Annotated in this window: 24 protein-coding genes and 1 pseudogene; 14 read left to right on the top strand and 11 right to left on the bottom strand. The window is 74.4% G+C overall.

What is annotated here, in order from left to right; genetic code table 11:
- The first annotated feature begins 194 nt into the window (after positions 1 to 194).
- Together ACFVXG_RS31735 and glmS are read left to right on the top strand one after the other, a co-directional pair.
- Complete coding sequence (locus tag ACFVXG_RS31735) at positions 195 to 470, top strand: hypothetical protein (protein ID WP_350505610.1); 276 nt, start codon at positions 195 to 197, stop codon at positions 468 to 470.
- 89 nt (positions 471 to 559) lie between these two features.
- On the top strand, positions 560 to 2386 hold the full coding sequence (gene glmS / locus ACFVXG_RS31730; RefSeq protein WP_387932395.1) for a glutamine--fructose-6-phosphate transaminase (isomerizing): 1827 nt from the start codon (positions 560 to 562) through the stop codon (positions 2384 to 2386).
- A gap of 60 nt (positions 2387 to 2446) precedes the next feature.
- Here glmS and ACFVXG_RS31725 read toward each other — a convergent pair whose 3' ends face one another.
- The gene (locus ACFVXG_RS31725) at positions 2447 to 3967 is read right to left on the bottom strand and encodes a serine/threonine-protein kinase (protein WP_387932393.1); all 1521 of its coding nucleotides are present in this window, start codon (positions 3965 to 3967) and stop codon (positions 2447 to 2449) included.
- A gap of 391 nt (positions 3968 to 4358) precedes the next feature.
- On the bottom strand, positions 4359 to 5720 hold the full coding sequence (locus ACFVXG_RS31720) for a DUF2254 domain-containing protein (protein WP_387932392.1): 1362 nt from the start codon (positions 5718 to 5720) through the stop codon (positions 4359 to 4361).
- Between the two features lie 220 nt (positions 5721 to 5940).
- Between ACFVXG_RS31720 and ACFVXG_RS31715 the strand changes: the two genes are divergently transcribed.
- The gene (locus tag ACFVXG_RS31715; protein WP_387932390.1) at positions 5941 to 6327 is read left to right on the top strand and encodes a winged helix-turn-helix transcriptional regulator; all 387 of its coding nucleotides are present in this window, start codon (positions 5941 to 5943) and stop codon (positions 6325 to 6327) included.
- Positions 6328 to 6357: 30 nt separating this feature from the next.
- Here the strand turns inward: ACFVXG_RS31715 and ACFVXG_RS31710 are convergent, their stop codons facing one another.
- Entirely contained in the window at positions 6358 to 7788 is a 1431-nt protein-coding gene (locus ACFVXG_RS31710; protein WP_387932389.1) for a hypothetical protein, read from the bottom strand.
- Between the two features lie 32 nt (positions 7789 to 7820).
- Between ACFVXG_RS31710 and ACFVXG_RS31705 the strand changes: the two genes are divergently transcribed.
- Positions 7821 to 7994, top strand: coding sequence for a hypothetical protein (locus ACFVXG_RS31705; RefSeq protein ID WP_387932387.1), 174 nt, complete (start codon positions 7821 to 7823; stop codon positions 7992 to 7994).
- 95 nt (positions 7995 to 8089) lie between these two features.
- Here the strand turns inward: ACFVXG_RS31705 and ACFVXG_RS31700 are convergent, their stop codons facing one another.
- Complete coding sequence (locus ACFVXG_RS31700; protein ID WP_387932577.1) at positions 8090 to 9010, bottom strand: glutaminase; 921 nt, start codon at positions 9008 to 9010, stop codon at positions 8090 to 8092.
- Between the two features lie 309 nt (positions 9011 to 9319).
- Between ACFVXG_RS31700 and ACFVXG_RS31695 the strand changes: the two genes are divergently transcribed.
- Positions 9320 to 10675 carry a PQQ-binding-like beta-propeller repeat protein gene (locus ACFVXG_RS31695; protein WP_387932385.1) on the top strand — a complete coding sequence of 452 codons (1356 nt, stop codon included), beginning with the start codon at positions 9320 to 9322 and terminating at the stop codon, positions 10673 to 10675.
- A gap of 8 nt (positions 10676 to 10683) precedes the next feature.
- Here the strand turns inward: ACFVXG_RS31695 and ACFVXG_RS31690 are convergent, their stop codons facing one another.
- Together ACFVXG_RS31690 and ACFVXG_RS31685 are read right to left on the bottom strand one after the other, a co-directional pair.
- Positions 10684 to 11400, bottom strand: a complete 717-nt coding sequence (locus ACFVXG_RS31690; protein WP_387932384.1) for a DUF3152 domain-containing protein — start codon at positions 11398 to 11400, stop codon at positions 10684 to 10686.
- A 244-nt stretch (positions 11401 to 11644) separates the two neighbouring features.
- The gene (locus ACFVXG_RS31685) at positions 11645 to 12565 is read right to left on the bottom strand and encodes a TIGR03619 family F420-dependent LLM class oxidoreductase (RefSeq protein ID WP_387932382.1); all 921 of its coding nucleotides are present in this window, start codon (positions 12563 to 12565) and stop codon (positions 11645 to 11647) included.
- Positions 12566 to 12796: 231 nt separating this feature from the next.
- On the opposite strand from ACFVXG_RS31685, the gene ACFVXG_RS31680 reads away from it, so the two are divergent.
- Entirely contained in the window at positions 12797 to 13012 is a 216-nt protein-coding gene (locus ACFVXG_RS31680; protein ID WP_387932380.1) for a heavy-metal-associated domain-containing protein, read from the top strand.
- 51 nt (positions 13013 to 13063) lie between these two features.
- On the opposite strand, the gene ACFVXG_RS31675 is transcribed toward ACFVXG_RS31680, so the two are convergent.
- Positions 13064 to 13609: a DinB family protein gene (locus ACFVXG_RS31675; RefSeq protein ID WP_387932378.1), complete on the bottom strand. Its 546-nt coding sequence runs from the start codon at positions 13607 to 13609 to the stop codon at positions 13064 to 13066.
- A gap of 110 nt (positions 13610 to 13719) precedes the next feature.
- On the opposite strand from ACFVXG_RS31675, the gene ACFVXG_RS31670 reads away from it, so the two are divergent.
- The 3 genes from ACFVXG_RS31670 to ACFVXG_RS31660 all read left to right on the top strand — a co-directional run bounded on the left by ACFVXG_RS31670 (position 13720) and on the right by ACFVXG_RS31660 (position 16474).
- On the top strand, positions 13720 to 14694 hold the full coding sequence (locus ACFVXG_RS31670) for a helix-turn-helix transcriptional regulator (RefSeq protein WP_387932376.1): 975 nt from the start codon (positions 13720 to 13722) through the stop codon (positions 14692 to 14694).
- Between the two features lie 61 nt (positions 14695 to 14755).
- On the top strand, positions 14756 to 15187 hold the full coding sequence (locus ACFVXG_RS31665; RefSeq protein WP_387932374.1) for a DUF4240 domain-containing protein: 432 nt from the start codon (positions 14756 to 14758) through the stop codon (positions 15185 to 15187).
- A 195-nt stretch (positions 15188 to 15382) separates the two neighbouring features.
- Complete coding sequence (locus ACFVXG_RS31660) at positions 15383 to 16474, top strand: hypothetical protein (protein ID WP_387932373.1); 1092 nt, start codon at positions 15383 to 15385, stop codon at positions 16472 to 16474.
- 24 nt (positions 16475 to 16498) lie between these two features.
- Here the strand turns inward: ACFVXG_RS31660 and ACFVXG_RS31655 are convergent, their stop codons facing one another.
- Positions 16499 to 17833 carry a PLP-dependent aminotransferase family protein gene (locus ACFVXG_RS31655; protein ID WP_387932371.1) on the bottom strand — a complete coding sequence of 445 codons (1335 nt, stop codon included), beginning with the start codon at positions 17831 to 17833 and terminating at the stop codon, positions 16499 to 16501.
- A 149-nt stretch (positions 17834 to 17982) separates the two neighbouring features.
- Here ACFVXG_RS31655 and ACFVXG_RS31650 point away from each other — a divergent pair, with 149 nt between their 5' ends.
- The 3 genes from ACFVXG_RS31650 to ACFVXG_RS31640 all read left to right on the top strand — a co-directional run bounded on the left by ACFVXG_RS31650 (position 17983) and on the right by ACFVXG_RS31640 (position 20076).
- Positions 17983 to 18774: a crotonase/enoyl-CoA hydratase family protein gene (locus ACFVXG_RS31650; protein WP_387932369.1), complete on the top strand. Its 792-nt coding sequence runs from the start codon at positions 17983 to 17985 to the stop codon at positions 18772 to 18774.
- Positions 18775 to 18831: 57 nt separating this feature from the next.
- The gene (locus tag ACFVXG_RS31645) at positions 18832 to 19602 is read left to right on the top strand and encodes a GNAT family N-acetyltransferase (RefSeq protein WP_387932367.1); all 771 of its coding nucleotides are present in this window, start codon (positions 18832 to 18834) and stop codon (positions 19600 to 19602) included.
- Positions 19603 to 19680: 78 nt separating this feature from the next.
- On the top strand, positions 19681 to 20076 hold the full coding sequence (locus ACFVXG_RS31640; RefSeq protein WP_387932365.1) for a hypothetical protein: 396 nt from the start codon (positions 19681 to 19683) through the stop codon (positions 20074 to 20076).
- On the opposite strand, the gene ACFVXG_RS31635 is transcribed toward ACFVXG_RS31640, so the two are convergent.
- Positions 20045 to 20977 (bottom strand): LysR family transcriptional regulator, encoded by a 933-nt coding sequence (locus tag ACFVXG_RS31635; RefSeq protein ID WP_387932363.1) that lies wholly within the window; start codon positions 20975 to 20977, stop codon positions 20045 to 20047. The two genes, ACFVXG_RS31640 and ACFVXG_RS31635, sit on opposite strands and share 32 nt — an antisense overlap.
- Before the next feature lie 270 nt (positions 20978 to 21247).
- Here ACFVXG_RS31635 and ACFVXG_RS31630 point away from each other — a divergent pair, with 270 nt between their 5' ends.
- A complete protein-coding gene (locus ACFVXG_RS31630) occupies positions 21248 to 21778 on the top strand; it encodes an SRPBCC family protein (RefSeq protein WP_387932361.1) in 531 nt (176 codons plus the stop codon).
- Positions 21768 to 22559: a maleylpyruvate isomerase family mycothiol-dependent enzyme gene (locus ACFVXG_RS31625; RefSeq protein WP_387932359.1), complete on the top strand. Its 792-nt coding sequence runs from the start codon at positions 21768 to 21770 to the stop codon at positions 22557 to 22559. The genes ACFVXG_RS31630 and ACFVXG_RS31625 overlap by 11 nt, the downstream gene beginning before the upstream one ends.
- 37 nt (positions 22560 to 22596) lie before the next feature.
- On the opposite strand, the gene ACFVXG_RS31620 is transcribed toward ACFVXG_RS31625, so the two are convergent.
- Both ACFVXG_RS31620 and ACFVXG_RS31615 read right to left on the bottom strand, forming a co-directional pair.
- The gene (locus tag ACFVXG_RS31620; RefSeq protein WP_387932357.1) at positions 22597 to 22956 is read right to left on the bottom strand and encodes an ankyrin repeat domain-containing protein; all 360 of its coding nucleotides are present in this window, start codon (positions 22954 to 22956) and stop codon (positions 22597 to 22599) included.
- A 160-nt stretch (positions 22957 to 23116) separates the two neighbouring features.
- A pseudogene (locus ACFVXG_RS31615) lies at positions 23117 to 23233 on the bottom strand (hypothetical protein); the annotation flags it as partial.
- Between the last annotated feature and the right edge of the window lie 136 nt (positions 23234 to 23369).

Below are 23369 nucleotides of genomic sequence, written 5' to 3'. Positions count from 1 at the left end.
CAGCAAGCCCTCCGGTCTTCGGGTGAGTGTGGCGGGGGTCACGCTACGGGCGCACTCGTCGCGGCATCAAGAGCCTGTCCGGAAGGTGACGGCAGGGGGTCCGAGCGGTTACCTGGGCCGAAAGTCGCAAAGCCTGCCCGAATTCGGGCAAGATCTTTGGCTTCGGCGAGCGGAGCGACCTAGAGTTCTCATTCGTGTCGAGCTCACCCCACCCTCACGAAGACCTCCTCGCCCACCTCTCCCGGACCAGCCCGCTCGGGCCCCGGGAAGCGGCGCGGGTCGTGGCGGAGGTGCTGGCCTACTTCTCCGAGACCACCGAGGAGTACGTCCGCCGCCGCCACGGCGAGCTCCAGGCACGCGGCCTCACCAATGAACGGATCTTCGCCCGGCTCGCCGAGGAGCTGCCCGCCCGCCGCGTCGCGGCGCCGGAGCTCTCGGCCCGTCAGCTGCGCCGGATCGTCTACGGCTGAGCGGCGGTGCCGGCCCCCCACGGCCGCGCCCGTCACCGGGCCCGTCAACGCCCGTCAATGCTCGTCAACTGCTCTGGAGGAGTCCACGCATGTGCGGAATCGTGGCCTACATCGGCCCCAAGGACGCGACCCCCTTCCTGCTGGAGGGCCTGGCCCGGCTGGAGTACCGCGGTTACGACTCGGCCGGCGTCGCCGTCGCCGGGCGTACCGGCGGGCTCAAGCTGCGCAAGGTCAAGGGCCGGGTCGCCGACCTCGCCGCCGCCGTACCGGCCCGCTTCAAGGGCGGCACCGGCATCGGCCACACCCGCTGGGCCACCCACGGCGTGCCCAGCGACGCCAACGCGCACCCGCACCTGGACAACGCCGAGCGGATCGCCGTCGTCCACAACGGCATCATCGAGAACGCCGACGAGCTGCGCGCCAAGCTCACCGCCGACGGCGCGGTCTTCCGCTCCGAGACCGACACCGAGGTGCTCTCCCACCTGATCGCCGCGCACGCCGCCGAGGGCGTCGAGCTGGAGGACGCCGTGCGCGCCGCGCTCGGCCGGGTCGTCGGCACCTACGGCATCGCCGTGCTCGACGCCGAGCAGCCCGACCGCATCGTGGTCGCCCGCAACGGCAGCCCGATCGTGCTCGGCATCGGCGAGAAGGAGATGTTCGCCGCCTCCGACGTCTCCGCCCTGGTCCGCTACACCCGCCAGGTCGTGCACCTGGAGGACGGCGAACTCGCCACCGTACGCGCCGACGGCTTCCGCACCTTCACCGCGGACGCCCGCACCACCCACCGCCAGCCGTCCACCGTCGACTGGGAGATCGACTCCTTCGACACCGGCGGCTACGAGCACTACCTGCTCAAGGAGATCCACGAGCAGCCCGGGTCGGTCGAGCGCACGCTCAGCGGCCGGCTCGACGAGCGCTTCGCCACCGCCCACCTCGGCGGCCTCAACCTGGATGCCCGCGAACTGCGCGAGATCCGCCGGGTGAAGATCCTCGGCTGCGGATCCGCCTACTACGCGGGCGAGATGGGCGCCCAGCTGATCGAGGAGCTGTCCCGGATCCCCGCCCACAGCGAGCCCGCCTCGGAGTTCCGCTACCGCAACCCGGTCATCGAGGCCGACACCCTGTACGTCGCGGTCAGCCAGTCCGGCGAGACCTACGACACCCTCGCCGCCGTCCAGGAGATCAAGCGCAAGGGCGGCCGCGTCCTCGGCGTCGTCAACACCGTGGGCAGCGCCATCGCCCGGGAGTGCGACGGCGGCATCTACCTGCACGCCGGGCCCGAGGTCTCCGTCGCCTCCACCAAGGCGTTCACCTCCACCGTGGTCGCCTTCGCGCTGCTCGCCCTGCACTTCGGCCGCATCCACGACCTCTCGCCCGCCGACGGCCGCCGGATCGTCTCCGCCCTCCAGGCGCTGCCCGACCAGATCCGCGAGGTGCTCGACCAGAGCGACGCGATCGCGAAGCTCGCGGCCGAGTACGCCGACTCCACCGGCATGATGTTCATCGGCCGGGTCCGCGGCTACCCCGTGGCCCGGGAGGGCGCGCAGAAGCTCAAGGAGATCTCCTACGTCCACGCCGAGGCCTACCCGGCGAGCGAGCTCAAGCACGGCCCGCTGGCCCTGATCAGCCCCGAACTGCCCACCGTGGCACTGGTTCCGGACGACGAGCTGCTCGACAAGAACCTCACCACCCTCGGCGAGATCAAGGCCCGCTCCGGCCGGGTCATCGCCGTCGCCCACCGCCGGCCCGAGGACAAGCTCGTCGACCACTGCATCCTGGTCCCCAAGAGCGAGCCCGAGTTGGACCCGCTGCTCCTCAACATCCCGCTCCAGCTGCTCGCTTACCACGCCGCCGTTGCCCTCGGGCGGGACGTGGACAAGCCGCGCAACCTGGCGAAGAGCGTGACGGTGGAGTAGCCGTCAGCTGCTGGAACCCCGGGCCCCGGTCGCCGTGCGGACGACCGGGGCCCGTCGCCGTCATGCCCGGGGGTTGCGGGCCGTCCGGACGTGCTGCCAGAGCAGGGCGATCAGGGTCAGCACGGCGGCGGCGTGCAGCAGCCACCAGCCCGCCCCGAAGGACAGCGAGGCGGCGGCCTGCACGGCGGGTGGCAGCCCGGGGTAGATGTCCTCGAGATTCGCGTGGACGTCCAGGTCGACGAGCACGTAGAGGAGCGGCAGGGCGCTGAGGTATCCGATGGTCCGGAGGCCCCGGGACGGGCGGTACGGCAGGACGACCGCGCAGACCAGGGCGATCAGGGCGGGCACCAGGAAGAGCCAGGACATGAAGCCGCCGTACGAGGACGTGTCGGCGAACCAGTCGAGCCCGACCGCGGTGTGCACCGGGAAGCCCTGCTGGGACATGCGGTTGACGGCAGCGACTGTCTGCGGGGTCACGTTGTCGGTGGCCGTGAGGGTGACGGTGCCGGCGGTCATCGTCATCGAGAGGGCGTACAGGGCGAACAGCCCGACCGGCACCAGGAAGGGCGCCACCCGGCGCCCTCGCCGAGCGGTCGGTCCCGGCTGTCCCGGCTGTCCCGGCTGGACCGGGAGGGTCGGCGGGGCGACCGGCTGGGTGGCGAGCGCGGTCGGCGGGTGCGCGGGCTGGGCCGGCAGCAGCGGCTGCTGCGGTTGCCGCAGCTGCTGGGGCCGCTGACCGGCGAGCAGGGCGGCCGCCTGGTCGCCGGTGAGGCGGGCGTTCGGGTCCTTCTCCAGCAGGCCGTTGATCAGCGGGGCCAGCGGGCCGGCCTGGGCCATCGGCGGCGGCTGTTCGAACAGCACCGCGGTGAGCGTCGCCACCGGGGTGTCGCGGCGGAACGGCAGCCGGCCCTCGACGGCCTGGTAGAGCGTGGCGCCGAGCGAGAACAGGTCGCCCGCCGGGGCCGCCGGGCTCCCGTGGGCGCGCTCGGGGGCGAGGTAGTCGACCGAGCCGATGAAGGCGCCCGAGGCGGTGAGCGCGGTCTGGTCCTGCTGCACGGCGATCCCGAAGTCGGCGAGCAGCACTCCGCCGTCGTCGGCCAGCATGATGTTCGCCGGCTTCACGTCGCGGTGCACGATGCCCGCCCGGTGCGCGGCGCCGAGCGCGGCGAGGACGGCCTCGGCGACCGTCACCGTGTCGGCGGTCGGGAGCGGGCCGTCCCGGGTGATCCGGTCCTCCAGGGAGCGGCCGACGATCAGCTGCATCACCGTCCACGGGACGCCGCCGTCGACCACGACGTCATGGACGCCGACGACGTTCGGGTGGTCGCGCAGCCGGGCCGCGTGCCGGGCCTCCCGCTGGGCGCGCACCAGTCGCTCGGTGTGCTCCTCGGGCGAAGCGGCGGGCGGGAGCCGGACCTCCTTGACGGCCACGTCCACGCCGAGCACCTCGTCGTGGGCCTGCCAGACACTGCCGAAGCCGCCGGCCCCGAGCCGCCGCGACAGCCGGTACCGGCCGCCGACCAGCCGCCCCGCCGAGGTCACGGACGTGCCCCCGCCGACGCCGTCCCCGCTGTCCGTCACCCTTGGCCCCCCGTTCCGCCGCGTGCAAGTCCGCCACAGTCTGGCAGAGCCCGACGACCGGCCGCGGTGGGGGAGGGAGGAGGCCGAGCAGGCCGAGGAGGTCCAGTGCTGGGGCGGGCGCCGCGGCTTGGCGATGCCGGGCGGGTTGTCATGACTGAAACAGCGTCTGGTTGGGCATAACGACGGAGACCCACCGAAGGGCCCGGCTGACGCTCCCCCACGAAGCGCAACCGGGCCCCGGGCCGGCGATCGGGCCTGGGCGTGACTCCCCCCACGGAGTGGCGACCAGGCCCGCAGCGTGTTCAACCAGCGATACGCAGCGTACATGCCATGTCCACGTAACGCTACCGAGTCCCGCGCTTCGGTTCCCGTTCCCCGGGCAGCCCCGGTGTCAGTCGCTCCTGCCCGCCCGGGCGTACGCCGCCAGGACCGCGAGGTAGCGCCGCCGGACGTCCTCCCGGTCGGCGGCCTCGGGGACGGTCTCCCGGTTCACGCGCTCGATCATCTCCGCCTGTTCGAGCAGGACCCGGCGCTGCTGTTCGGTGCGGGTCTCCGCCATGATCTCGGCCAGCGCGTCGAGTTGGCGGATCAGGACGGCGGGCATGCCGGGGGCCGCCTGGCGGATCTTCTCGAACGAGCGCTGGACCAGGCGTTCGTAGCTGACGGGGACGGTCATCACCCGGATGAAGCCGAGCTCGTCGCGGTGGACGGGGTTCGGGTTCCACCGGGCGGCGATCCGGCACAGGCCCTCGCCCAGCCAGTCGATGCAGGTCAGGGCGGTGAAGGTGTCGTTGACCGCGGTGGACAGGGCCCGGATGGCGATCTCCACCAGCTGGTCGACGGCGAAGGCGATGTCCTGGGCGAGGGTGCGGGTCGAGCCGACCACATGGGCGCGGGCGAAGCTGCGGGCCACCTCCGGCGCGGCCTCGGGCGGCCAGACGGTGGCCAACTGGTGCCCCTGGACGAGGAAGTGGCCCGGGCGGTGGTCCAGCCGGATCACCGCGTCGAGCTCTGTCGCCATCCGGACGAGCGCGCGGTGCCGGACGAACTGGAGGTAGCCGCTGGCGGGCGCCGACACCGTCGCCCCCGAGGTGTCCAGTCGGGCGTTCAGCTCGGCGGCCGTCGGTCCCGCCCCGCCCCCGTCCGGCCGGTCCGGCCCGCCCGCGCCCGGCCCGCCCGCGCCCGCCTCGATCGCCTCCGACAGCTCCGCCGCGATGCTCGCGATCACCCGGGGCAGCTGGATGGACGTGGCGATGTGGTGGATGAAGAAGATCAGTACCGCGAGGTCAAGCATCACCAGGACCATGCAGACGGTGATCGACAGGTGGGGAACGAAGTCGCCCCTCGAACCCGGGCCGATGACGACCAGCGCGAGGATCGCGTACACGAACGTCCCGACGAAGGTGCCCAGGGTCATCTGGGTGGTCCGGTCCCGGATGAACGTGCGCAGCATCCGCGGGCCGAACTGGGTGGAGGCCAGGGTGAGCGTCACGATCATGATCGAGAAGACCACGCCCACCACGGTGATCAGCGCCGCCGCGATCGCGGCCAGGATCTGCCGCGCCGAGTCCGCCGTCCCGCTGATCACCCAGGACGGCAGGGACAGGGTGCCGTCGTAGGCCCCCCGGTCCAGCGCCACCGTGACCGCGAACAGCGCCCCGGCGAAGGCGACCTCCAGGACCGGGACCACCCACAGGTTGGTCCGCAGCGCCTCGCGCCGCCACTGCGCCTCCAGGTGGACGCCGCGGATCACCTCGCCCACCTCCGAACGTCTGACCTGGGGGAACCCCCTCGGGTCTTCACCCTAGGCTCCCGGCCGCGCCCCGGCGCGGGGGAGCCGTGGGGGAGCCGCGGGGAGCCGTGGGGGTGCGGGGCGGGGTCGGACTCCGACGGGAATGAACCCGGGTCCGGAGGCGTAGTTACCCGGAAGGGGAAGCACTTCCCTTCGGGAAGCGACCAGTTCAGGAGCCTTGATGACGACCGATTGCCCGACGGGCCGGCACGTGCACCACGACGTCTACTCGGCCCAGTGCCCGTGTCGCCCGCTGCTGGACCTGCTCGCCAACAAGTGGTCGGCGCTGGCGATCGGCGCCCTGGAGGACGGACCGCAGCGGTTCGGCGCCCTGCAGCGGCGGCTGCAGGGCGTCAGCCCCAAGGTCCTCACCCAGACCCTGCGCCGGATGGAGGACCTCGGCCTCGTCGACCGCACCGTCTACCCCGCCGTGCCGCTGCACGTCGAGTACGCCCTGACCGCCCTCGGCAAGAGCGCCGCCGTGCCGCTCAACCTGCTGCGCGCCTGGGTCGAGGAGAACATCGACAGCATCGACGGCACCGAGCCCGGCCCGCCGGGGGTGTGGTGACGGGCCGGGGCGTGGTGACGGGCCGGGGGGCTATCCGGCGCTGCTGATCCGCAGGACGCCGGTGGTGCTGCCCTGGTAGACCACGCCGCCGGGGGCGATCGAGCCGACCATCTGGAGGGTGTCGAACAGGAAGCCCACGCCGAGCCGGTGGGTGCGGGTGACGGCTCCGGTGCGGGGGTCGATCTCGGCGTAGTCGTAGGGGTCGAGGATCGAGGTGGCGTCGGTGCCGGGGATGACGGGCCGGCGCAGCACGGTGTGGATCAGGCCGTCGCCGGTGGAGAGCCTCGGGACGGCGGCGGAGCGCACGGTGGTGTCCCAGACGAGGTCGCAGCCGGAGCCGTCGGGCCGGACGTCGACCCGGCTGAGGCCGCCGGAGAAGCGGCCGGAGGCGGGCACGCTCGGGCCGGCGTCGGCGGGCAGCTTGGGGTACGGGTAGCCGTAGGTGCTGGCGACGAAGACGGCGTCGCCCGCGCCGATCGGGGAGTTCTCGCTGCCGCTGCCGCCCGCCTTCAGGACGGGGACGGAGCAGACCGGGGAGCCGTCGGCGGTCCGGTAGACCAGCAGGTGCACGGTCGGCGCGGCGTTGTCGACGACGGTGGCGTAGTCGGTGCCGGTGTGCGGGCCGAAGAAGGTCGGGGTGGAGCCGGTGCCCCAGCTGAGCTGGCCGGGCTTGCGGCCCGGCCCGCGGTCGTACGGCCGGCGCCAGGCGACGCGCGGGGTGCCGTCGTCGTCGGCGGTCAGCAGGTAGGTGGCGTGGGTGGTGGCGACCAGGGTGCCGGCCGGTGCGGTGGAGATGGAGTTGGCGACCTTCTCTCCGGCCGGGAGGGCGAGGGTGCGGACGGTGCCGGTGCGGTCGTCGGCGGTGCCGACCACCCCGCCGCCGGTGGCGAACCAGACCCGGCCCTGCCAGTCCGGGGACAGGCCGGTCACGGCGTCGCCGTCGGGCACGGCGCCGGCCAGCGACAGCCGGCTGTCCACGGTCAGCGCCCAGGCCCCGGCGGCGGTGCGGTGGTGGCCGATCCGCAGCAGGTCGCGGTTGCCGTCCACCACGACGAGGCGGTCGTCCTGGTCCAGATAGGCGTACACGCCGCCGAGCAACGAGCCTTTGGCGATGGGGAGTTCGGTGACGGAGCCGCCGTCGGCCGGGTCGAGCAGGTGGACCGTCGGGACGAGGCCGAAGATCGTGGTGCAGAGTGCGACCGGGCGTCCGTCGGAGCCGACCAGCACGGTCGGGCAGGCGGACTGCAGGGCCACCCGCTCGGACTCGAGCGGGCCGGGCTTCGGGCCGGGCAGCGGGGTGGCGTCGGAGGAGCCGGTGTCGCCGTGCATGGTGGCGGTGCCGTCGGGCCCCGCGTACGGGTTGTGCGGCGGCAGCGGCCCGAACGGGCCGGTGTCGGCGTGGGCGGGGACCGCGAGGGCCAGCAGGGCGGCGGTCAGGAGTGCGGGCAGCGCGAGGCGCATGGGAGCCCCCATCGGGAGGAGGAGTGGACGGCGTGGCGGTGCACGTGATCGCCCGGGTGGGGGTTCCCGACGGCGCCGGGGGCGCCGGGCTGATCACCGCGTCAGAGCGCGCGGTGACAGATCGCCGAGCAGGCGTGCCCGAGGTCGACGTCGAGTCGACGGCTCAGGTGCGCGTGGCGATGCATGCGGCCAGCATGGACTACTGACACTTTGTTGCACAACCGTCCGTCCGGCCCGTGGGACGTGCCATGCCGGGCCGGGGCGCCGGCGGTACGGTCCTACGGGCTGCTCGGAACATCGGTCAGAACACCGAGCAGCCCGAGAGGGTGGTGAGGGTGTCCAGGGCCGTGACGGCGGCGACCGAGTTGCCGGCCTGGTCGAGGCGGGGGCCCCAGGCGCAGACGGCGGCGCGGCCGGGGAGTATCGCCAGGATGCCGCCGCCGACGCCGCTCTTGCCGGGCAGGCCGACCCGGAAGGCGAACTCGCCGGCGGCGTCGTAGGTGCCGCAGGTGAGCAGCACGGCGTTGATCCGCTTGGCCTCGCTGCGGGTCATCAGGCGGGTGCCGTCGGTGCGGACGCCGTAGCGGGCCAGGAAGGCGCCGGCCAGGACGAGGTCGCGGCAGCTGGCAGCGACCGCGCAGTGGGCGTAGTAGTGCTCCAGCACGGTGTCGACCGGGTTCTGCAGGTTGCCGTGGCTGGCGATGAAGTGGGCGAGCGCGGCGTTGCGGTGGCCGTGCTCGGCCTCGGAGGCGGCCACCACCGGGTCGGTGTCGAGCAGCGGGTTGCCGGACTCGCGGCGCAGGAACTCCCGTACGGCGCCGGAGGCGTCACCGGTCAGCGAGTGCAGGCGGTCGGTGACCACCACGGCGCCCGCGTTGATGAACGGGTTGCGCGGGATGCCGTGCTCGGTCTCCAGCTGGACCAGCGAGTTGAAGGGGTTCCCGGAGGGCTCGCGACCGACGCCCCGCCAGAGGCCGTCGCCGCCGTCGCTGCTGTAGGCGAGGGCGAGGGCGAGCGAGAACAGTTTGGAGACGCTCTGGATCGAGAACGGCCGCTCCCAGTCGCCGACCCCGTGCAGCTCGCCGTCGACGGTGGCCACGGCCATGCCGAAGGCCTCCGGGTCGGCCTCGGCGAGGGCCGGGATGTAGTCGGCGACGCGGCCCCGGCCCGTGGTCGCCCGGGCGGCCGCCTCGGCGGCCGCCAGCAGGACCGGGTAGTCCAGGTTCTCCACATCGAACAAGGTTCTTCACTCCACGCACGGACGGTACGGACACGATCCCGGCCGGGCGCCGCCGTGCGGCGGTGCCCGGTCCGACCAGTGATTATCCGTGTTCGGGGGAGTGCTGCGGTGCAGCCGGTGCGAACGGTCGCCGGGTCGGCCGGGTTCGGGCCGGGTTCGGGGATGGGCGGGGCCGGTCGGGGATGGGCGGGGCCGGTCGGGGGTGGGCGGGGCCCTGGAGGACCGGTGACAAGTGGGCTGGCGGTCCGGGATGATCATCGCTTTGGTCGCGGTGGGGCGGAGGGGGAACCGATGGTCGCGGACAGGGTGCCGGTGCGGGTCGAACGGGGAGCCGGGGACGGGCTGTGGACGCTGGTGGCGCCACCGTGGTCGCTGTCGGAGCCGGTGGTTTCGGCGGATCGGGTCCACGTCCTGGTGGACGGCCGACCGACCGCGTGCGACCGGGCCGACGGCACCGTGCTCTGGCAGAGCGCGTACCGCTGCCTGGAGGACGAATGGATCGCCACCCTCGCCCCGGAGGGCGGGCCGGTCGTGGTGGTCAGCGGCCTGCCCGACGGCTACCACCCGGTGCGCCTGCGGATCGCCGTGCTGGACCCGGCGTCCGGGGCGGTGAACTGGCAGACGGAGACGGACGGTTCGGCCCGGTACTGGGCGGACGGGGAGAGCCTCGTCCTCCGGGAGCCCGCGCCGGCCGACCGGGAGACGCTCAGCGACGGCCAGGATCCGCCGCTGCGGCTGACGGTGCTGGACCTCGCCGACGGCGCCCGGCGGTGGCAGCACACCTTCACCTGGATCGGGAGCGCCGCCCTGGTCCAGGGCCGCGTCCTCGCCCAGGTGAGGGCCGGGGACGACTTCACCGCCCGCGCCTTCGACGCCCGTACCGGCGCCGAACTGTGGTCCCGCACCGGGTGCATCGGGAGCTTCCACCTCCCGAACGACGGTCCCCGGCCCGGCGAACCGCCGTTCTTCGTGTGGAACTGGATCGACGACCGGATGCGCTGGCTGTCCCTGGCGACCGGGGAGGAGGTCGGCGAGTTCCGGATCGTGGACCGGGGTCCCCACGGGGCGCGCAGGCCACTGATCACGGACGGCGGGCACACGGTCTGGCTCGCCGGGACGGGGCGCACCGTCCACGCGTTCCACCCCCGCGCCGGGTCGGGGCGGACCGCACCGGCGCACGTGGCCTACGGCCTGCGGCACGCGCTGACGCTGGGCGACGGTCCGATCGCCGCGGCCGACGGCTGGCTGTACGCCATCGACCAGGGCAACCGGCTGGTCGCCGCGCGGGTCGGCCTCCTGCCCCGCAGCGTGCTGCGGCCCGTCCGCTGGCCCGAGCACCTGTCCGGCCCCGACTACGCGGCGGACGCCTTCCGCGGCCTGTCCGCCGGAGCGCAGCACGTCTACGCGCAGACCAACCCCGTCGCCGGCCCCCGGTCCTTCCAGCACGTGGCCGCCCTGCAGCACGGGCGGGTGCTGTGGCAACTGCCGTGCCGCTACGGCACCCGCGTGGTGCCGGCCGGCGACCGGGTGCTGATCACCACCGGCGACAGGTCGTGCGACCTGCTGCGCATGGTCGACGGGGAGACCGGCGCCTTCGCGGGGCCCGACCCTGCGGTAGCGGTTGCCGACGGTCCGACGGTGGGCTGAACGGTGGGCTAAGGCGCGTCGGTCGGGGCCTGGACGGGCGGGCCGGTGAGCAGGGTACCGGTGTCCGAGTAGGGCCAGCCGTTCGGGACGCAGCCGTGCAGGCCCTTGATCTGCTGCATCATCACCGGCGCCGGGGCGCCCGGGCCCGGGCAGTCGACGTGGCCGTTGCCGAGGATGTGGCCGACCTCGTGGTTGACCGCGAGCGCGTGGTACAGCTCCGGCTGGCCCCGGTAGAACTCGGACAGCTCCTGCCACCGCTTGAGGTTGATCACCACCTGGTGCTGGACGCCGCAGTTGACCCAGCCGCCGGTGTCCAGCCCGTACTGGCCGCAGATCCGGTCGGTGGACTTCGGGGTCGCCAGGTAGACCGTGAAGTCCACCGGGTCGGCGGGCATCCGCTGGAAGGAGGCGGTGTTCCCGGCCGCCCAGCCGTGCCGGGTGTCGCCGAGGATCGCGTCCACCTCGGCGGCGAACTGCTCCGGGCCCTCGGCGATGCCGTTCTCCACCCGCACCTTGTAGCGGTACAGGTGCTCCCCGGTGCCGAAGCGGGCGGAGCCGCCGGGGGCCGTGGTGAAGGCCAGCGGTGCCGGGCCGCTGTGCCACGGCTGCCACCAGAGCAGGCCGGCGGTCACGGCCGCGACCAGCGCCAGGGCGAGCGCGGCCGGCCAGGGCCGCCGGGGTCGCCGGGGCTTCCAGCTGCGGAGGCGGGCAGCGGCCGCCGTCATCGGCCGCTGCCCGCGTTCGCCGCGCGGCCGTGCGGCTGGCGTATTCGGAGGGTCGGGGGCGCGGTGGTGTCGGTCATGGCGGTGGTGCGGCTCCTGGGCGGGCTCACAGTGGGGTACACCAGGAGGAACGCTCCGGGTGCGGCCGGGGGTTCAGGCGAGCGTCGAGACGTTCGTCACGACGTTCGTCGCGAAGCTCGTTGCGACGCTCAGCTTGAGGCCGGGGCGGCCAGGGCGGCCGGGGCGGTCAGGTCGACGCCAGGGCGTCGTGGAACTCCCCGGCGAGGGCGAGGAGTTCGTCCGGGGTCCGGGCCGCGTGGTGCAGGTCGATCAGCGGCTCCGCCCCCAACTCGGCGGCGGCGGCGGCCAGGTAGCCGGCGAGCTGGGCGACCGTGCCGCGCCGGGGGACGTCCTCCTCGGGCACCGGGTCGGCGGTGACCACCGGGTTGACCCGCAGCACCAGGCGCAGCGCCTTCGGGTCGCGACCGGCCGCCCGGGCCGAGTCGTGGGCCAGCTCCCAGACCGACCGCAGGGCGGGCAGCGGCAGGCCGACGCCCAGCCAGCCGTCGGCGCGCCGCCCGACCCGCTCCAGCGCGGCCGGGCTCACCCCGCCCAACAGGACGGGCGGGCGCGGTCGTTGGGCCGGGCGGGTCAGGACGGTCGACGGCGGGACGGTCCAGAGCGCGCCGGTGTGTCGGACGTCCGTGCCGCCGGTCCAGAACGCCTCCAGCACGTCCAGGGTCTCCTCCAGCCGGGCCGCCTTGCCCCGCCACGGGACGCCGACCGCCTGGTACTCGTCCTCGGACCAGCCGAGACCGATGCCGACGTCGAGCCGGCCGCCGCTGAGCAGGTCGATGGTCGTCAGGGTGCGGGCGAGCAGCGCCGGGGGCTGCCAGAGCGCGTTCAGCGTGCTGGTGCCCAGCCGCGCCCGGACGGTCGCGCCGGCGGCGGCGGTCAGCAGGGTGAGCGGGTCGAGGAAGGTCTTGTGGCTCTCCAGGGCCGCGTTGCCGCCGCCCGGGTACGGGGTCCGCGGGTCGTTGGCGACCAGGACCCGGTCGGCCGTCCAGAGCCGGTCGTAGCCGATCGCCTCGGCCGCGGCGGCGACCCGGACGGTCAGGGCGGGGTCGGCGAAGCGGCCGTACTGGGGGAGGGCGAGTCCGAGGGGCATGGGGGTCTTCCGCCTTCCGTGCGGGTGCCGGAACACCCAGTGTCGGACGACGGGTGCCCGCAGCGCCAGGCGTCGGGGGCTCCTGTCGGGCGGGCGGCGGCGCCGGTTCCCGGAACCACTCGAAGGTGCCACCCGTGCGGCGTGTTCCTGGGGATCGCCGTCGGAATCGGCTGTTGTGGTGCGGGTCGACCACGTCGATTCCCCTTACGACCCCGTACCGGAGGCACCGTCATGTCCATCACCACCGTCCTCACCGTCGACGGCATGAGCTGCGGCCACTGCGAGAAGACCGTCAGCGCCGGGCTCGCTGCCATCCCCGGGGTCACCGAGGTCGTCGCGGACGCGCCGAGCGGCCGGGTCACCGTGGCCTCCGCCCAGCCGCTGGAGACCGCGGCGGTCCGCAGCGTGGTGGACGAGGCCGGCTTCACCCTCGTCGACGAGGTCTGACCCCGGACGGGCCGGGGCCCGCCGCCCGGGCGCGGCAGGCCCCCGCGCGGCTCAGCCCATGCTCTTCGCGCCGTCCAGGGACTCCCGGATGATGTCGGCGTGGCCCGCGTGCTGGGCCGTCTCGGCGAGGATGTGCAGCAGCACCCGGCGGGCCGACCACTCGGCGCCAGCCTCGAACCAGGGCGCCCGCGGCAGCGGCTGGGCCGCGTCCAGGTCCGGCAGCGCGGCCACCAACTCGGCGGTGCGACGGGCCACCTCGGCGTACTCGGCGAGGACCCCGGCCAGCGTCTCGCCCGGCAGCATCCGGAACTCGTCGGCGCGGCGGGCGAAGTCGGCCTCGGTCATGGCCGCGAAGTCGGGCATCGCGGACGGGCCCTGCACGATGAAGTTCGTCCAGCTGCGCTCGCCCGAGGTCATGTGCTTGATCAGGCCGCCCAGGCACAGCTCGCTCGCACAGGTCCGCAGACCGGCCTGCTCGTCGGTGAGGTCGCGGGTCGTGAAGCGCAGGAAGTTCCGCTGCTTCTCCAGCGCGACCAGGAGGTCGGCGCGCTCGCCGGTGACGGGGGCGGTGGTGTTCGTGGTGGTGTTCGTGGTCATGGTTCTGGCCTTCCGTTCGGGTCCTGCTCGGTTCCTGCTCCCTCGGACAAGAACAACGCTACGGACCATTGCGGTCACTTCCTGTCCTGAATTCCGGACAGAATCGGGACATGGCGAACACCAGCACCCGGACCCTGCGACTGCTCTCCCTGCTCCAGACCCACCGCTACTGGCCCGGCGAGGAACTCGCCGACCGGCTCGACGTCTCCGTCCGCACCCTGCGCCGCGACATCGACCGGCTGCGCGAACTCGGCTACCCCGTCGAAGCCCAGCGCGGCGTCGACGGCGGCTACCAGCTGGCCGCCGGCGCGGCCCTGCCACCGCTCGTCATCGACGACGAGGAGGCGGTCGCCCTCGCGGTCGGACTGCAGGCGGCCGCCGAGAGCCCGGTCGAGGGCGTCGCCGAGGCGTCGGTGCGGGTCCTGGCCAAGGTCGTGCAGGTGATGCCCGCCCGGCTGCGCCGCCGGGTCGAGGCGCTGCGCGCCGTCACCGTCCCCGTCGACTGGGGCGCCTCCGCCGGTTCCGGCGTCGACCCCGACGCCCTCACCGCCGTCGCCCTCGCCTGCCGGGACGCCGAACGGCTGCACTTCTCGTACACCGCCGCCTCCGCGCAGCGCACCGAACGGCACGTCGAACCGCACCGGCTGGTCTGCCTCGACCGGCGCTGGTACCTCGTCGCCTACGACCTCGACCGCGGCGACTGGCGCACCTTCCGGCTGGACCGCCTCACCGCCGCCCGGGCCACCGGCGCCCGCTTCGCCCCCCGCCCCCTCCCGGCCGCCGACGCCGCCGAGTTCGTTCGCGCGGGCCTCAGCGGCATGCCCCGGCCGAACCGTGTCGAGGCCCTGGTCGACGCCCCCGCCGACCGCGTCCGCGCCCGCATCGGCCGCTGGGGCGACGTCGAGGCGGTGGACGCCACCCGCTGCCGACTGCGGATGACCGCCGACTCCCTGGACTGGCCCGCGATGGCCCTGGGCTCCCTGGGCGCCGAGTTCCAGGTCGTCCACCCACCCGAACTGCGGGACCTCGTCGCCGAATGGTCCACCCGCTTCGCGCGGTCGGCGGGCGCGGCGGGGACGGATTAGGAAGTCGGCCAGGCCGACTTCCGGTGCGGGGTTGTCAGAGCGGTGGTCCATGCTCGCGGGTGTGGATGAGGACGCTTTCTGGCAGCTGATCGCCGAGTGCCGGCCGCCCGGGCCGGACCCCGATGCGGAGCGGCTCGCCGCTGAGGTGGAGGCGCGGTTGGCGGACGCCCCGCTGTCCGCCGTCATTGGGTTCGCCGAACAGCTCGCCACGGCCCTCCACCGGCTGGACCGCCGGGAGTACGGCGCCGACCTGTCGGGCGACGCCTCCCTGTACACCCGCGCGGCCGTCGTCGCCGCAGGCCGGGCCGAGTACGAGGCCGTGCTCGGCGACCCGGAGCTGTTCCGCCCGTACGTCCGCGACCTGCGCTGGGCCGAGGCCCTGCTGTACGCCCCTGATCAGGCCTACCGGCGCCTCACCGGCCGGGAGTGGGACCGCAGCACGCGCCACAACTACGAGTCGTACGCGAACACCGAAGGCTGGGCCGCCCGTTGAGTGGGGCCGGGCCGAGAGTCGGGGCGGGGACGGAATAGGAAGTCAGCCCGGCCGACTTCCGGTGCGGGCTGTCACAGCGGCTCATGGGGTGTGAGGTGGCTGAAGGGCGGGCGTTCTGGGAGTGGGGTGATGCCGTGCCGTTCTTGGCCGGGGGCTGGAACGGGCGGGCTTCGTAGGGTCGTTACGCTGGTGGGTGTGGCACGCGTCGGGGTGTGGCGGAGCAAGAGGCTGTTCCGGGAGGCGGACCGCAGGTTCCTGAGGGCGGACCTGAGGCTGCAGGGAGTGCGCCAACTCCTCGCCCTGCCGGAGCGGCGTCGGGCTCGGCGGTTGCCGCTCGCACGTGAGCAGTGGCTGCGTGCGGTGGAGGACGATCCGGACCTCGCGCTGACGGCGCTCGCCGACGCGGTGGTGAACGGACTGGACCTGGCGAGCGGCGAGTTCGTCGACGAGGCGCTGGACCGGTGGATCCGTTCCGGTCGATCGGGCCGCTTGGAGCGGGACGCCTACGACCGGTTGCAGGCGGCCCTGGCCACGACCGGCCGGCCTCTGGCCGAGCGGCTGACCGACCTGTACCGGAGGGAACCGGAGCTCCGGGAGCACCGCAGTGCCCCGGAGGTGCGCGACATGCTGATGGAGTACCACCCGGAGCACCCGCCGATGGAGCTGCTGATGGCGGTGGGCCCGCTGCGCTCCGAGGCGGACTGGTGGTGCGATCTCGGGTACCAGGCCCTCGCGGACGGGGACCTGGAGCTGGCCGACCGGCACTTCGCCCGGGCCAATGAACTCGGCTGCCCGCACGTGCGGGAGCGGGTGGTGTACCTCGCCCTGCTCCGGGTGGCGGAGGGCGGCGACCGGGTGCAGGTGAGCGACGCCCTCATGACGGCCCGTGAGCTGCATCCCGCCCTGGACCACGAGCAGTTGTTGTACCTGCACTGCCGGGCCGTCCTCGCCGGTCTGGAGCCGGACGTCGGGGCACTCATGAGGCTGCGGATCGCCCGGCCGGACCTGCGTCAGCTGTGGCTGGCACAGCACTTCCTCCGCGTCGGGATGCCCGTCCGAGCCCGTGCCGGGCTGCGGTCGTGCGTCCGGAAGACCACGACGGTGGGCAGGGGCGTGTGGTGGAGGCTGGCCTACGCGCGCGATGACGATCCCGCGCCCTCCGACGTCCTCGCCATGGCCAAGGCCCAGCTCGCCGAGCCGGGGAGCACGGAACCGGACGCGCGCCTGCTGCCGTCCGTGGACCGGTTCGACCCGGGCTATCTGCACGGGGCGCCGCCGAATCCGTAGCGTCGCCGGGTGCGCCCACCCGCTTCACGGGGCGATGGACTCGATGGTGGCGCGCACCCGGCGGAGCACGTCGGCGAGGTCGGGGAGCGGCGGGTCGGCGAGGGCGAGGCGGATGGCGTTGGGGTGGTGCGGGGTGGTGGCGAAGGCGTCGGCGGTGGAGATGAGGATGCCTTCGGCGGCGAGGAGGGCAGCGACCCGGTCGGGGCGCTGGTGGGGTTCCAGGGTGAGCCACTGGATGTAGGAGGTGGGGTGGGCGGTGACGGGGAGGCCGGCCAGGGCGGTGCGGGCGAGGTGCTGGCGGGCGGCGGCGTCGGTGCGGCGCTGCTGTTCGAGGCGGGTGACGGTGCCGTCGGCGAGCCAGCCGGTGGCGAGGGCGGTGGTGAGGCCGGGGGCGCCCCAGGCGGCGGCGCGCAGCTGGGTGGTGGCGGCGCGCAGATGCCGATCGGGGAGGACGGCGAAGCCGAACCGCAGGCCGGGGGCGACGTTCTTGGACAGGCCGGCGACGTAGCAGGTGCGGTCGGGGGCGAGGGCGTGCAGGGGCGGGGGCGGTGCGGCTTCCAGGAAGGCGTAGGTGCCGTCCTCGATGAGGGTGCTGTCGTGCTCGGCGGCGATGGCGGCGAGGCGTTCGCGCTGGGTCCGGTCGAGCACCCAGCCGAGCGGGTTGTGGACGGTCGGGATGGTGTACACGGCGCGCACGGGGCGGCTGCGGCAGAGCCGGTCGAGGGCGTCGAGGTCGGGCCCGGCGGGGGTGACCGGGACGGGGGCGGGGTCGAGGCCGTGGGCGGTGGCGAGCAGTTTGATGCCCGGGTAGCTGAGCGCGTCGACGGCGAGGACGTCGCCGGGGCGGGTGAGGGTGCGCAGCACGCAGTCGAGGGCCTGCTGGGCGCCGCTGGTGAGCAGGACGTTCTCCGGTGCGGTGTCGACCCCGCGGTCCAGCAGGTAGCGGGCGACGGCGGCCCGGTCGTGCCGGTGGCCGCCGGGCGGGTGCTGGCGCAGCAGGGCCTCGGCGTCGCCCGAGGTGGCGAGGGTGCGCAGGGCCCGGCGCAGCAGGTCGCCCTGGTCGGGGGCGAGCGGCTGGTTGAAGGAGAGGTCGGCGATCCGGGGCACCGGGAGGGCGCGGGAGGGTTCGATGCCGTCGTAGCCGGAGCGGACCCGGACGAAGGTGCCGCGGCCCTGCTCGCCCACGACCAGTCCGGCGGCGCCGAGTTCGGCGTAGACGCGGGTGGCGGTGGCGAGGGCGACCCGGCGTTCGCGGGCGAGGGCGCGGTGGGTCGGCAGCCGGGTTCCGGCGGGGAGGGCGCCGGAGCGGATCGCGGCGGCGTACTCGTCGACGATGGCCTTGTAGGAGGGCGGTCGCATCGGGCCTGCCGTTCCGTGGTCCGGGGTGGGCGGGGGGTTCGGGCGGGAGGGTGCGGGCGGAGTGTATCCAGGACAATAACTGGATTGTCCTGGACGGTCTTCCTAGCCTCGCTCGGGTAGGGACCCAGGCGAAAGGGAGCCAGCAGGCCATGACCGTCCTCAGCGAGCGGGACCAGTACGTCGTCACCCTCACCATCGACCGGGAGGAGAAGCTCAACGCCCTCGACTATCCGACCATCGACGCGCTGCTGGCCGAACTCGACCGGATCGACGCCGACGACACCGTCCGCGCCGTCATCCTGACCGGTGCCGGGCGGCGGGCGTTCAGCGCGGGCGCGGACATCCCGTCGCTGGCGGGCAGCATCGCGGGCGGGCCGGAGCGGGCGCTGCGCGAGTTCGTCCGGCGCGGCCACACGCTGACCCGGCGGATCGAGGAGTTCCCCAAGCCGGTCATCGTCGCGGTCAACGGGCTGGCGTACGGCGGGGGTTGCGAGATCACCGAGGCGGCGCCGCTGGCGATCGCGGCCGAGCACGCGAGCTTCGCCAAGCCGGAGATCTCGCTCGGCTTCCCGCCGCCCTTCGGTGGTTCGCAGCGGCTGCCGCGCCATGTGGGCCGCAAGCGGGGGCTGGAGATGATCCTGACCGGGGACCCGGTCCCGGCCTCCCGGGCGGTCGAGCTGGGCCTGGTCAACTCGGTCGTCCCGGCGGCCGAACTGCTGGACGAGGCACGGGACTTGGCGGACCGGATCATCCGGTACGCGCCGACCGCGGTGGCGGCCTGCCTGCGGGCGGTCACCCGCGGGATCAACCTGCCGATCGACGAGGGTCTCGCGGTGGAGGCGGCGGCCTTCGCTGCCACGGTGCCGACGGACGGCGTGCGGGACGGCATCCAGCAGTTCCTCGACCGTGCCCGGGACCGGTCCGCCGGGCGGGCCCGCTGACCTCCGGACAGGCCCTAATCGCTTGGCAGGCGGCGACGGCGGGGAGATCATGGCAGGATGTCCGATCTGCTTGAGCGGGTAGCCGCCTTCCACGCTGCCTTCGCCCGCCGCCAGGCGGCCGAGGTCGTCGAACTGCCCGAGTTCCCCGGGGTCTTCGCCGTGCGGAATCCGGAGTTCGTGCGCTCCCACGAGCACAACCAGCTGATCGTCACCGGGCCGGGCACCGACCCGGCGGCCCTGCCCGGGCTGGCGGCGCGCTGGCTCGGGCAGCGCCGGCAGTACGCGATCAGCGTGCTGGACGAGGCATGGGGTGAGCGGGCCGCCCCGGTGCTCGCCGGGGCCGGGTACGAGTGGAGCACCGTGGTGGTCATGGCCCGGGACACGGCGGGCTGCGCGCTGCCCGAACCGGCCGCCGTCCCCACGGAGTTCGCCGAGTTGCGGGAGGCCGTGCTGCGGCAGCAGCGGGAGTGGTTCGAGGACGAGGAACTGCTCCGGCAGCTCACCGACCGCCGGCCGGCCCGGCTGCGCGGCGCCGAGCGGGTGCACTTCCTGGCCGCCCGGGCGGCGGACGGCGAGGTCGCCGCCTGGGTCGACCTCTACCTCGAACCGGCCGCCGGGCTGGCCCAGTTGGAGGACCTGGTCACCGCGATCCCGCACCGCGGGGCCGGCCACGGCGACACCCTGCTCGCCAGCGGCCTGGCACTGGCGGCGGCCGCCGGGATCCCGCAGCTGTTCCTCCTGGCGGACGCGGTCGACTGGCCGCGCGCGTGGTACGCGCGTCGGGGCTTCGCCGAGATCGGCCGCAGCCTGTCCTTCCAGACGCGCTGACGGTCCAGGCGCACTGACGGTCCGGACGCAATGACGGTCCGGACGTACGCGATGGTGCGGGTGCGCCAGGATGGGGGCATGAACGCGGAACGGGCCCTGCCCGGTGACCTGATGGCCGTCGACACCCCGGAGCTGCTGCGACTGGAGGAGCGCGCCGCCGACCTCCGCCTCTCCCAGCGGCTGGACCAGGCGTGGCTGAGGGTGCACGCGGCGCCGGACGGGCGGCACTACCTGCGCGCGGTGCTCTGGCACGCACTGTCCCACCGTCCGGAACTGCCGGCCCAGTTGCGCTGCGAACTGGTGCTGGAACTCCGGACCGGCGAGCAGGTGCTGAGCCTGCTGGACGTCCTGCCCGAGGAGTTCGAGCGGCTGTCGGCGGTGACGTCCCGCGACGAGGGCCTGCCGGTGGCCCGTCTCCTGGGCGGCGGCGGGCTCCGGTCGGTCAGGGAGTACAAGGAGGGGCTCCCGGGCTGACCGGCGGTGCCGCCGCCCGCCCGCAGTGGGCCGCGACGGTGTCCGCGAAGGCGCGGGCGAGCGGACCCAGGGTGTCCCACTCACGGGCGGCCCAGCCGACGGTGAGGCCGGGCAGGTCGGGCAGCGGGACCAGCCGCAGCCCGGGGTGGCCGGGGCCCTGCCACTCGGGGAGTGCGGGGACGACGGCGTGGCCGAGGCCGAGTTCGGCCAGCAGGATCGCGGTGTCCCAGTCCGTGACGCTGGTGTCGAAGACCGGTCGGATGCCCGACTTGCCGAGCCAGTCGTCGAGTTGGGAGCGGGAGACCGAGTTCTGCGGCAGCCCGATGAGCCGGGCGTCCTGGAGGTCGACGGGCTCGATCCGCGCCCGGTCGGCGAGCGGGTCACCGGCTGCCACGGCGAGGACCCACGGCAGGTCGGCGACGGGCCGCTGCTCGATCCCGCGGACCGGGGTGCCGAGGGTGATCCAGGCCAGGTCGACCTGGCCGGCGGTGAGCGCCTCCAGGCAGTTGCGGCTGGAGACCCCGGTCTGGAACTCCAGGTTGACCTGCGGGAAGCGCTCGCGGAAGTCCACCACGGCGGCGGACATGAAGTGCCGGATGCTGGTGGCGCCGGTGGTGATCCGCACCGACCCGCCCTCGCCGCGGGCGAGTTCGGCGATGGTCCGCAGCGCGTGGTCGATGCCGCCGAGTCCGTTGGCCACGGCGGTCTGCAGGTGCCGTCCGGCCTGGGTGGGCACCACGCCGCGCGGGTGCCGCTCGATCAGGGTGAGGCCCAGCTCGCGCTCCAGCCGCTTCACGTGCTGACTGACGGCGGACTGGCTGCACACCAGGTCGCGGGCGACGGCGCTGAGCGAGCCGGCCCGGCAGACGGCGGCGAAGATGCGGAGGTCGTCGAGGGTCACGAGCGCCCAGGGTACTGCCGGATCCGGGGCGGTACGAGAAGGGCCCGACCCAAGCCTGAGCTTGGGGGTTTCCCAGGAAATCGGTGGATTGACTTGGAAGTTCGGCAGGATCGATCATCGGTGGCAGGGCCCGCGCAAGGGCGGCAACCCGCCCGCTGCCTTCGCGGCGCTCCGGACGCGTAGAGGCGGGGGCGGGGCGGGTGCCGACCCGTACCCGTGCGTGCCCGTGCTCATGCGTGCTTCGGGCAGTGCAGTGGAGGGGGAGACGGAATGCGGTACGCCGATGGTCCCGGCGCGGAGTGCGAGGTGTTCGTCCGGGCGGGGGTGGAACGGGTCTGGGCGCTGGTGACCGACATCGCCGTGCCCGCCCGGCACAGTCCGGAGCTCCAGCGGGCCGGCTGGCTGGACGGCGCGGACGGCCCCGCGCCGGGCGCCCGCTTCGAGGGGTACAACCGCCGGGCCGGCATGCCCGACTGGCGGACGGTCTCCGAGGTGGTGGAACTGGCCGAGCACCGCGTCTTCGCCTGGGCCGTCATGGACGCGGACGGCCGCTACGGTGCGCCGGTGACCGAGACGGTCGGCGCGCTGGCCCGGTGGCGGTTCGACGTCGCCCCCGTGGAGGGCGGCACCCGGGTGCGCCACTCGGTGGTGCTCGGCCCGGGCAGCAGCGGCCTCACCAGGGCCATCGACGCCCGACCCGAGGCCGAGGAGAAGATCGTCGACTACCGGCTCGGGGAGCTGCGGACCGGTATGACGGCGACCCTGGAGGGCATCAAGTCACGTGCTGAACATGGAAGTTGACGAGTCGGCGGCCGACCTGCCGCCGGACTTCGACGAGCTGTTCGCGGCGGTCCGGGCCTCGGCGGCACGCCTGTGCGCGGAGCTGGAGCCGCTGACCGACCGGCAGGCCCGCGAGCCCTCGCGGCTCCCCGGCTGGAGCCGGGGCCATGTGCTCACCCACCTCGCCCGCAGTGCCGACGCGTACCGCTGGATGCTCGCCCTGGCCCGTACCGGCACCGCGCCCGGGCCGCGGGCCGACGCCGCCGAGCTGGACCGGCAGCTGCGCGAGGGCGCGGGGCGCGGCGCGACGGCGCTGGTCGCGGACCTGCGGGACAGCCTGGACGGGCTGCTGCGGGACGCGGCGGAGCTGCCCGCCGAGCGCCGGAGCGTCCTGGTCCCGGCGCTGGCGGGCTGGCGGCACCCGGCCTGGTACCTGCTGTGGCGGACCTGGCGGGAGCTGGAGGTGCACGGGGTCGACCTCGGCCTCGGCCGCACACCGGCCGGCTGGCCGGAGGGGTTCGTTCGCCGGGCCCTGGCCGAGACGGCCGCGACGCTGGCCGCGCGGGCGGTTCCGCTCGCCCAGATCGAGGCCGAGGACCTCGGCCGGAGCTGGGCGATCGGCGGGGCGGGCCCGGTGGTCGGCGGCCCCGGGCACGCGCTGCTCGCCTGGCTCGCCGGGCGCGGCCCGGTGGCCGGACTGCGCGTGGCGGGCCCGCTGCCGGTGTCGTCGGTGCCGTCGGTGCCGTCGGTGCCGCCGGCGTTGCCGAGCTGGCCGTTGCCGCCGGTGCCCGGCTGGGGGTGAGGGCGGCTGGGGCGAGGCGGCTGGGGGTGAGGGCGGCTCAGGGGGCGGGCGTGCGTTCCTCCGCCTGCCGCAGCACGGCCGCCAGGTCCTGGAAACCCCGCCGTTCGGCCAGCTCACGCGCCGTGGCGCCGTTGGCGTCCGGGAGACGGGGGTCGGCGCCGTGGGCGAGCAGGATGTCGACGATCTCGCGGTGAGCGGGACCGCCGTCGCCCAGCACGACCGCCTCCAGGAGGGCCGTCCAACCGAGGTCGTTGACGTGGTTCACGTCGATGTCGGTCTCGGTGAGCACCGCCCGGACGTAGGCGACGTGGCCGCGCTCGGCGGCCGGGATCACCGAGACGCTGCCGTAGCGGTTGCGGCGGGCGAGGTCGGGGCCGCCGGGGAGGAGCGCGCGCATCATCGGCACGCTGCCGGTGATGCCGGTGACCAGCCACGGGCTGTTCAGCTGCGGGTCCTGGGCGTTGACGTCGGCGCCCGCCCCGGACAGGGCCTGCCAGCCGGGCGGCGGCGACCCGGTCGGCGAAGGCGGCCCGCAGCAGCGCCGTCCGGCCCTCGGCGTCCCGCGCGTCGATGCTCGCGCCGGCGGCCAGGGCGGACCGGAGGGCGTCGAGGTCGCCGCGCTCGGCGGCGTTCAGCAGGGAGCGGTCGGCGGGGGACAGCGGGTGGTCGGTCATGGCGGGGCTCCTCCACGGGGCGCGGGCAGGCGTGGTCACCACCAGCCTGGCGTCTCGGTCCGTCCCGTGGAATCGGCGGGCTGGCGGGACTCGGGGAGCGGAGCGGCGGACGGCCGGGTCGACCGATCGGTCGACC

It is taken from the genome of Kitasatospora sp. NPDC058162, assembly GCF_042884005.1.
Classification (GTDB): Bacteria; Actinomycetota; Actinomycetes; order Streptomycetales; family Streptomycetaceae; genus Kitasatospora.
This window is presented reverse-complemented; position numbering and strand designations above follow the sequence as displayed.

Excerpts from the sequence above, each read along its gene's own strand:
- ACFVXG_RS31625 (WP_387932359.1), top strand. The coding sequence starts at position 21,768 with ATGGAAGTTGACGAGTCGGCGGCCGACCTGCCGCCGGACTTCGACGAG.
- ACFVXG_RS31675 (WP_387932378.1), bottom strand. The coding sequence starts at position 13,609 with ATGACCACGAACACCACCACGAACACCACCGCCCCCGTCACCGGCGAG.
- ACFVXG_RS31640 (WP_387932365.1), top strand. The coding sequence starts at position 19,681 with ATGAACGCGGAACGGGCCCTGCCCGGTGACCTGATGGCCGTCGACACC.
- ACFVXG_RS31695 (WP_387932385.1), top strand. The coding sequence starts at position 9,320 with ATGGTCGCGGACAGGGTGCCGGTGCGGGTCGAACGGGGAGCCGGGGAC.
- ACFVXG_RS31690 (WP_387932384.1), bottom strand. The coding sequence starts at position 11,400 with ATGACGGCGGCCGCTGCCCGCCTCCGCAGCTGGAAGCCCCGGCGACCC.
- ACFVXG_RS31620 (WP_387932357.1), bottom strand. The coding sequence starts at position 22,956 with ATGCGCGCGCTCCTCCCCGGCGGCCCCGACCTCGCCCGCCGCAACCGC.
- ACFVXG_RS31685 (WP_387932382.1), bottom strand. The coding sequence starts at position 12,565 with ATGCCCCTCGGACTCGCCCTCCCCCAGTACGGCCGCTTCGCCGACCCC.
- glmS (WP_387932395.1), top strand. The coding sequence starts at position 560 with ATGTGCGGAATCGTGGCCTACATCGGCCCCAAGGACGCGACCCCCTTC.
- ACFVXG_RS31710 (WP_387932389.1), bottom strand. The coding sequence starts at position 7,788 with ATGCGCCTCGCGCTGCCCGCACTCCTGACCGCCGCCCTGCTGGCCCTC.
- ACFVXG_RS31645 (WP_387932367.1), top strand. The coding sequence starts at position 18,832 with ATGTCCGATCTGCTTGAGCGGGTAGCCGCCTTCCACGCTGCCTTCGCC.
- ACFVXG_RS31655 (WP_387932371.1), bottom strand. The coding sequence starts at position 17,833 with ATGCGACCGCCCTCCTACAAGGCCATCGTCGACGAGTACGCCGCCGCG.
- ACFVXG_RS31715 (WP_387932390.1), top strand. The coding sequence starts at position 5,941 with ATGACGACCGATTGCCCGACGGGCCGGCACGTGCACCACGACGTCTAC.
- ACFVXG_RS31630 (WP_387932361.1), top strand. The coding sequence starts at position 21,248 with ATGCGGTACGCCGATGGTCCCGGCGCGGAGTGCGAGGTGTTCGTCCGG.
- ACFVXG_RS31680 (WP_387932380.1), top strand. The coding sequence starts at position 12,797 with ATGTCCATCACCACCGTCCTCACCGTCGACGGCATGAGCTGCGGCCAC.
- ACFVXG_RS31670 (WP_387932376.1), top strand. The coding sequence starts at position 13,720 with ATGGCGAACACCAGCACCCGGACCCTGCGACTGCTCTCCCTGCTCCAG.
- ACFVXG_RS31650 (WP_387932369.1), top strand. The coding sequence starts at position 17,983 with ATGACCGTCCTCAGCGAGCGGGACCAGTACGTCGTCACCCTCACCATC.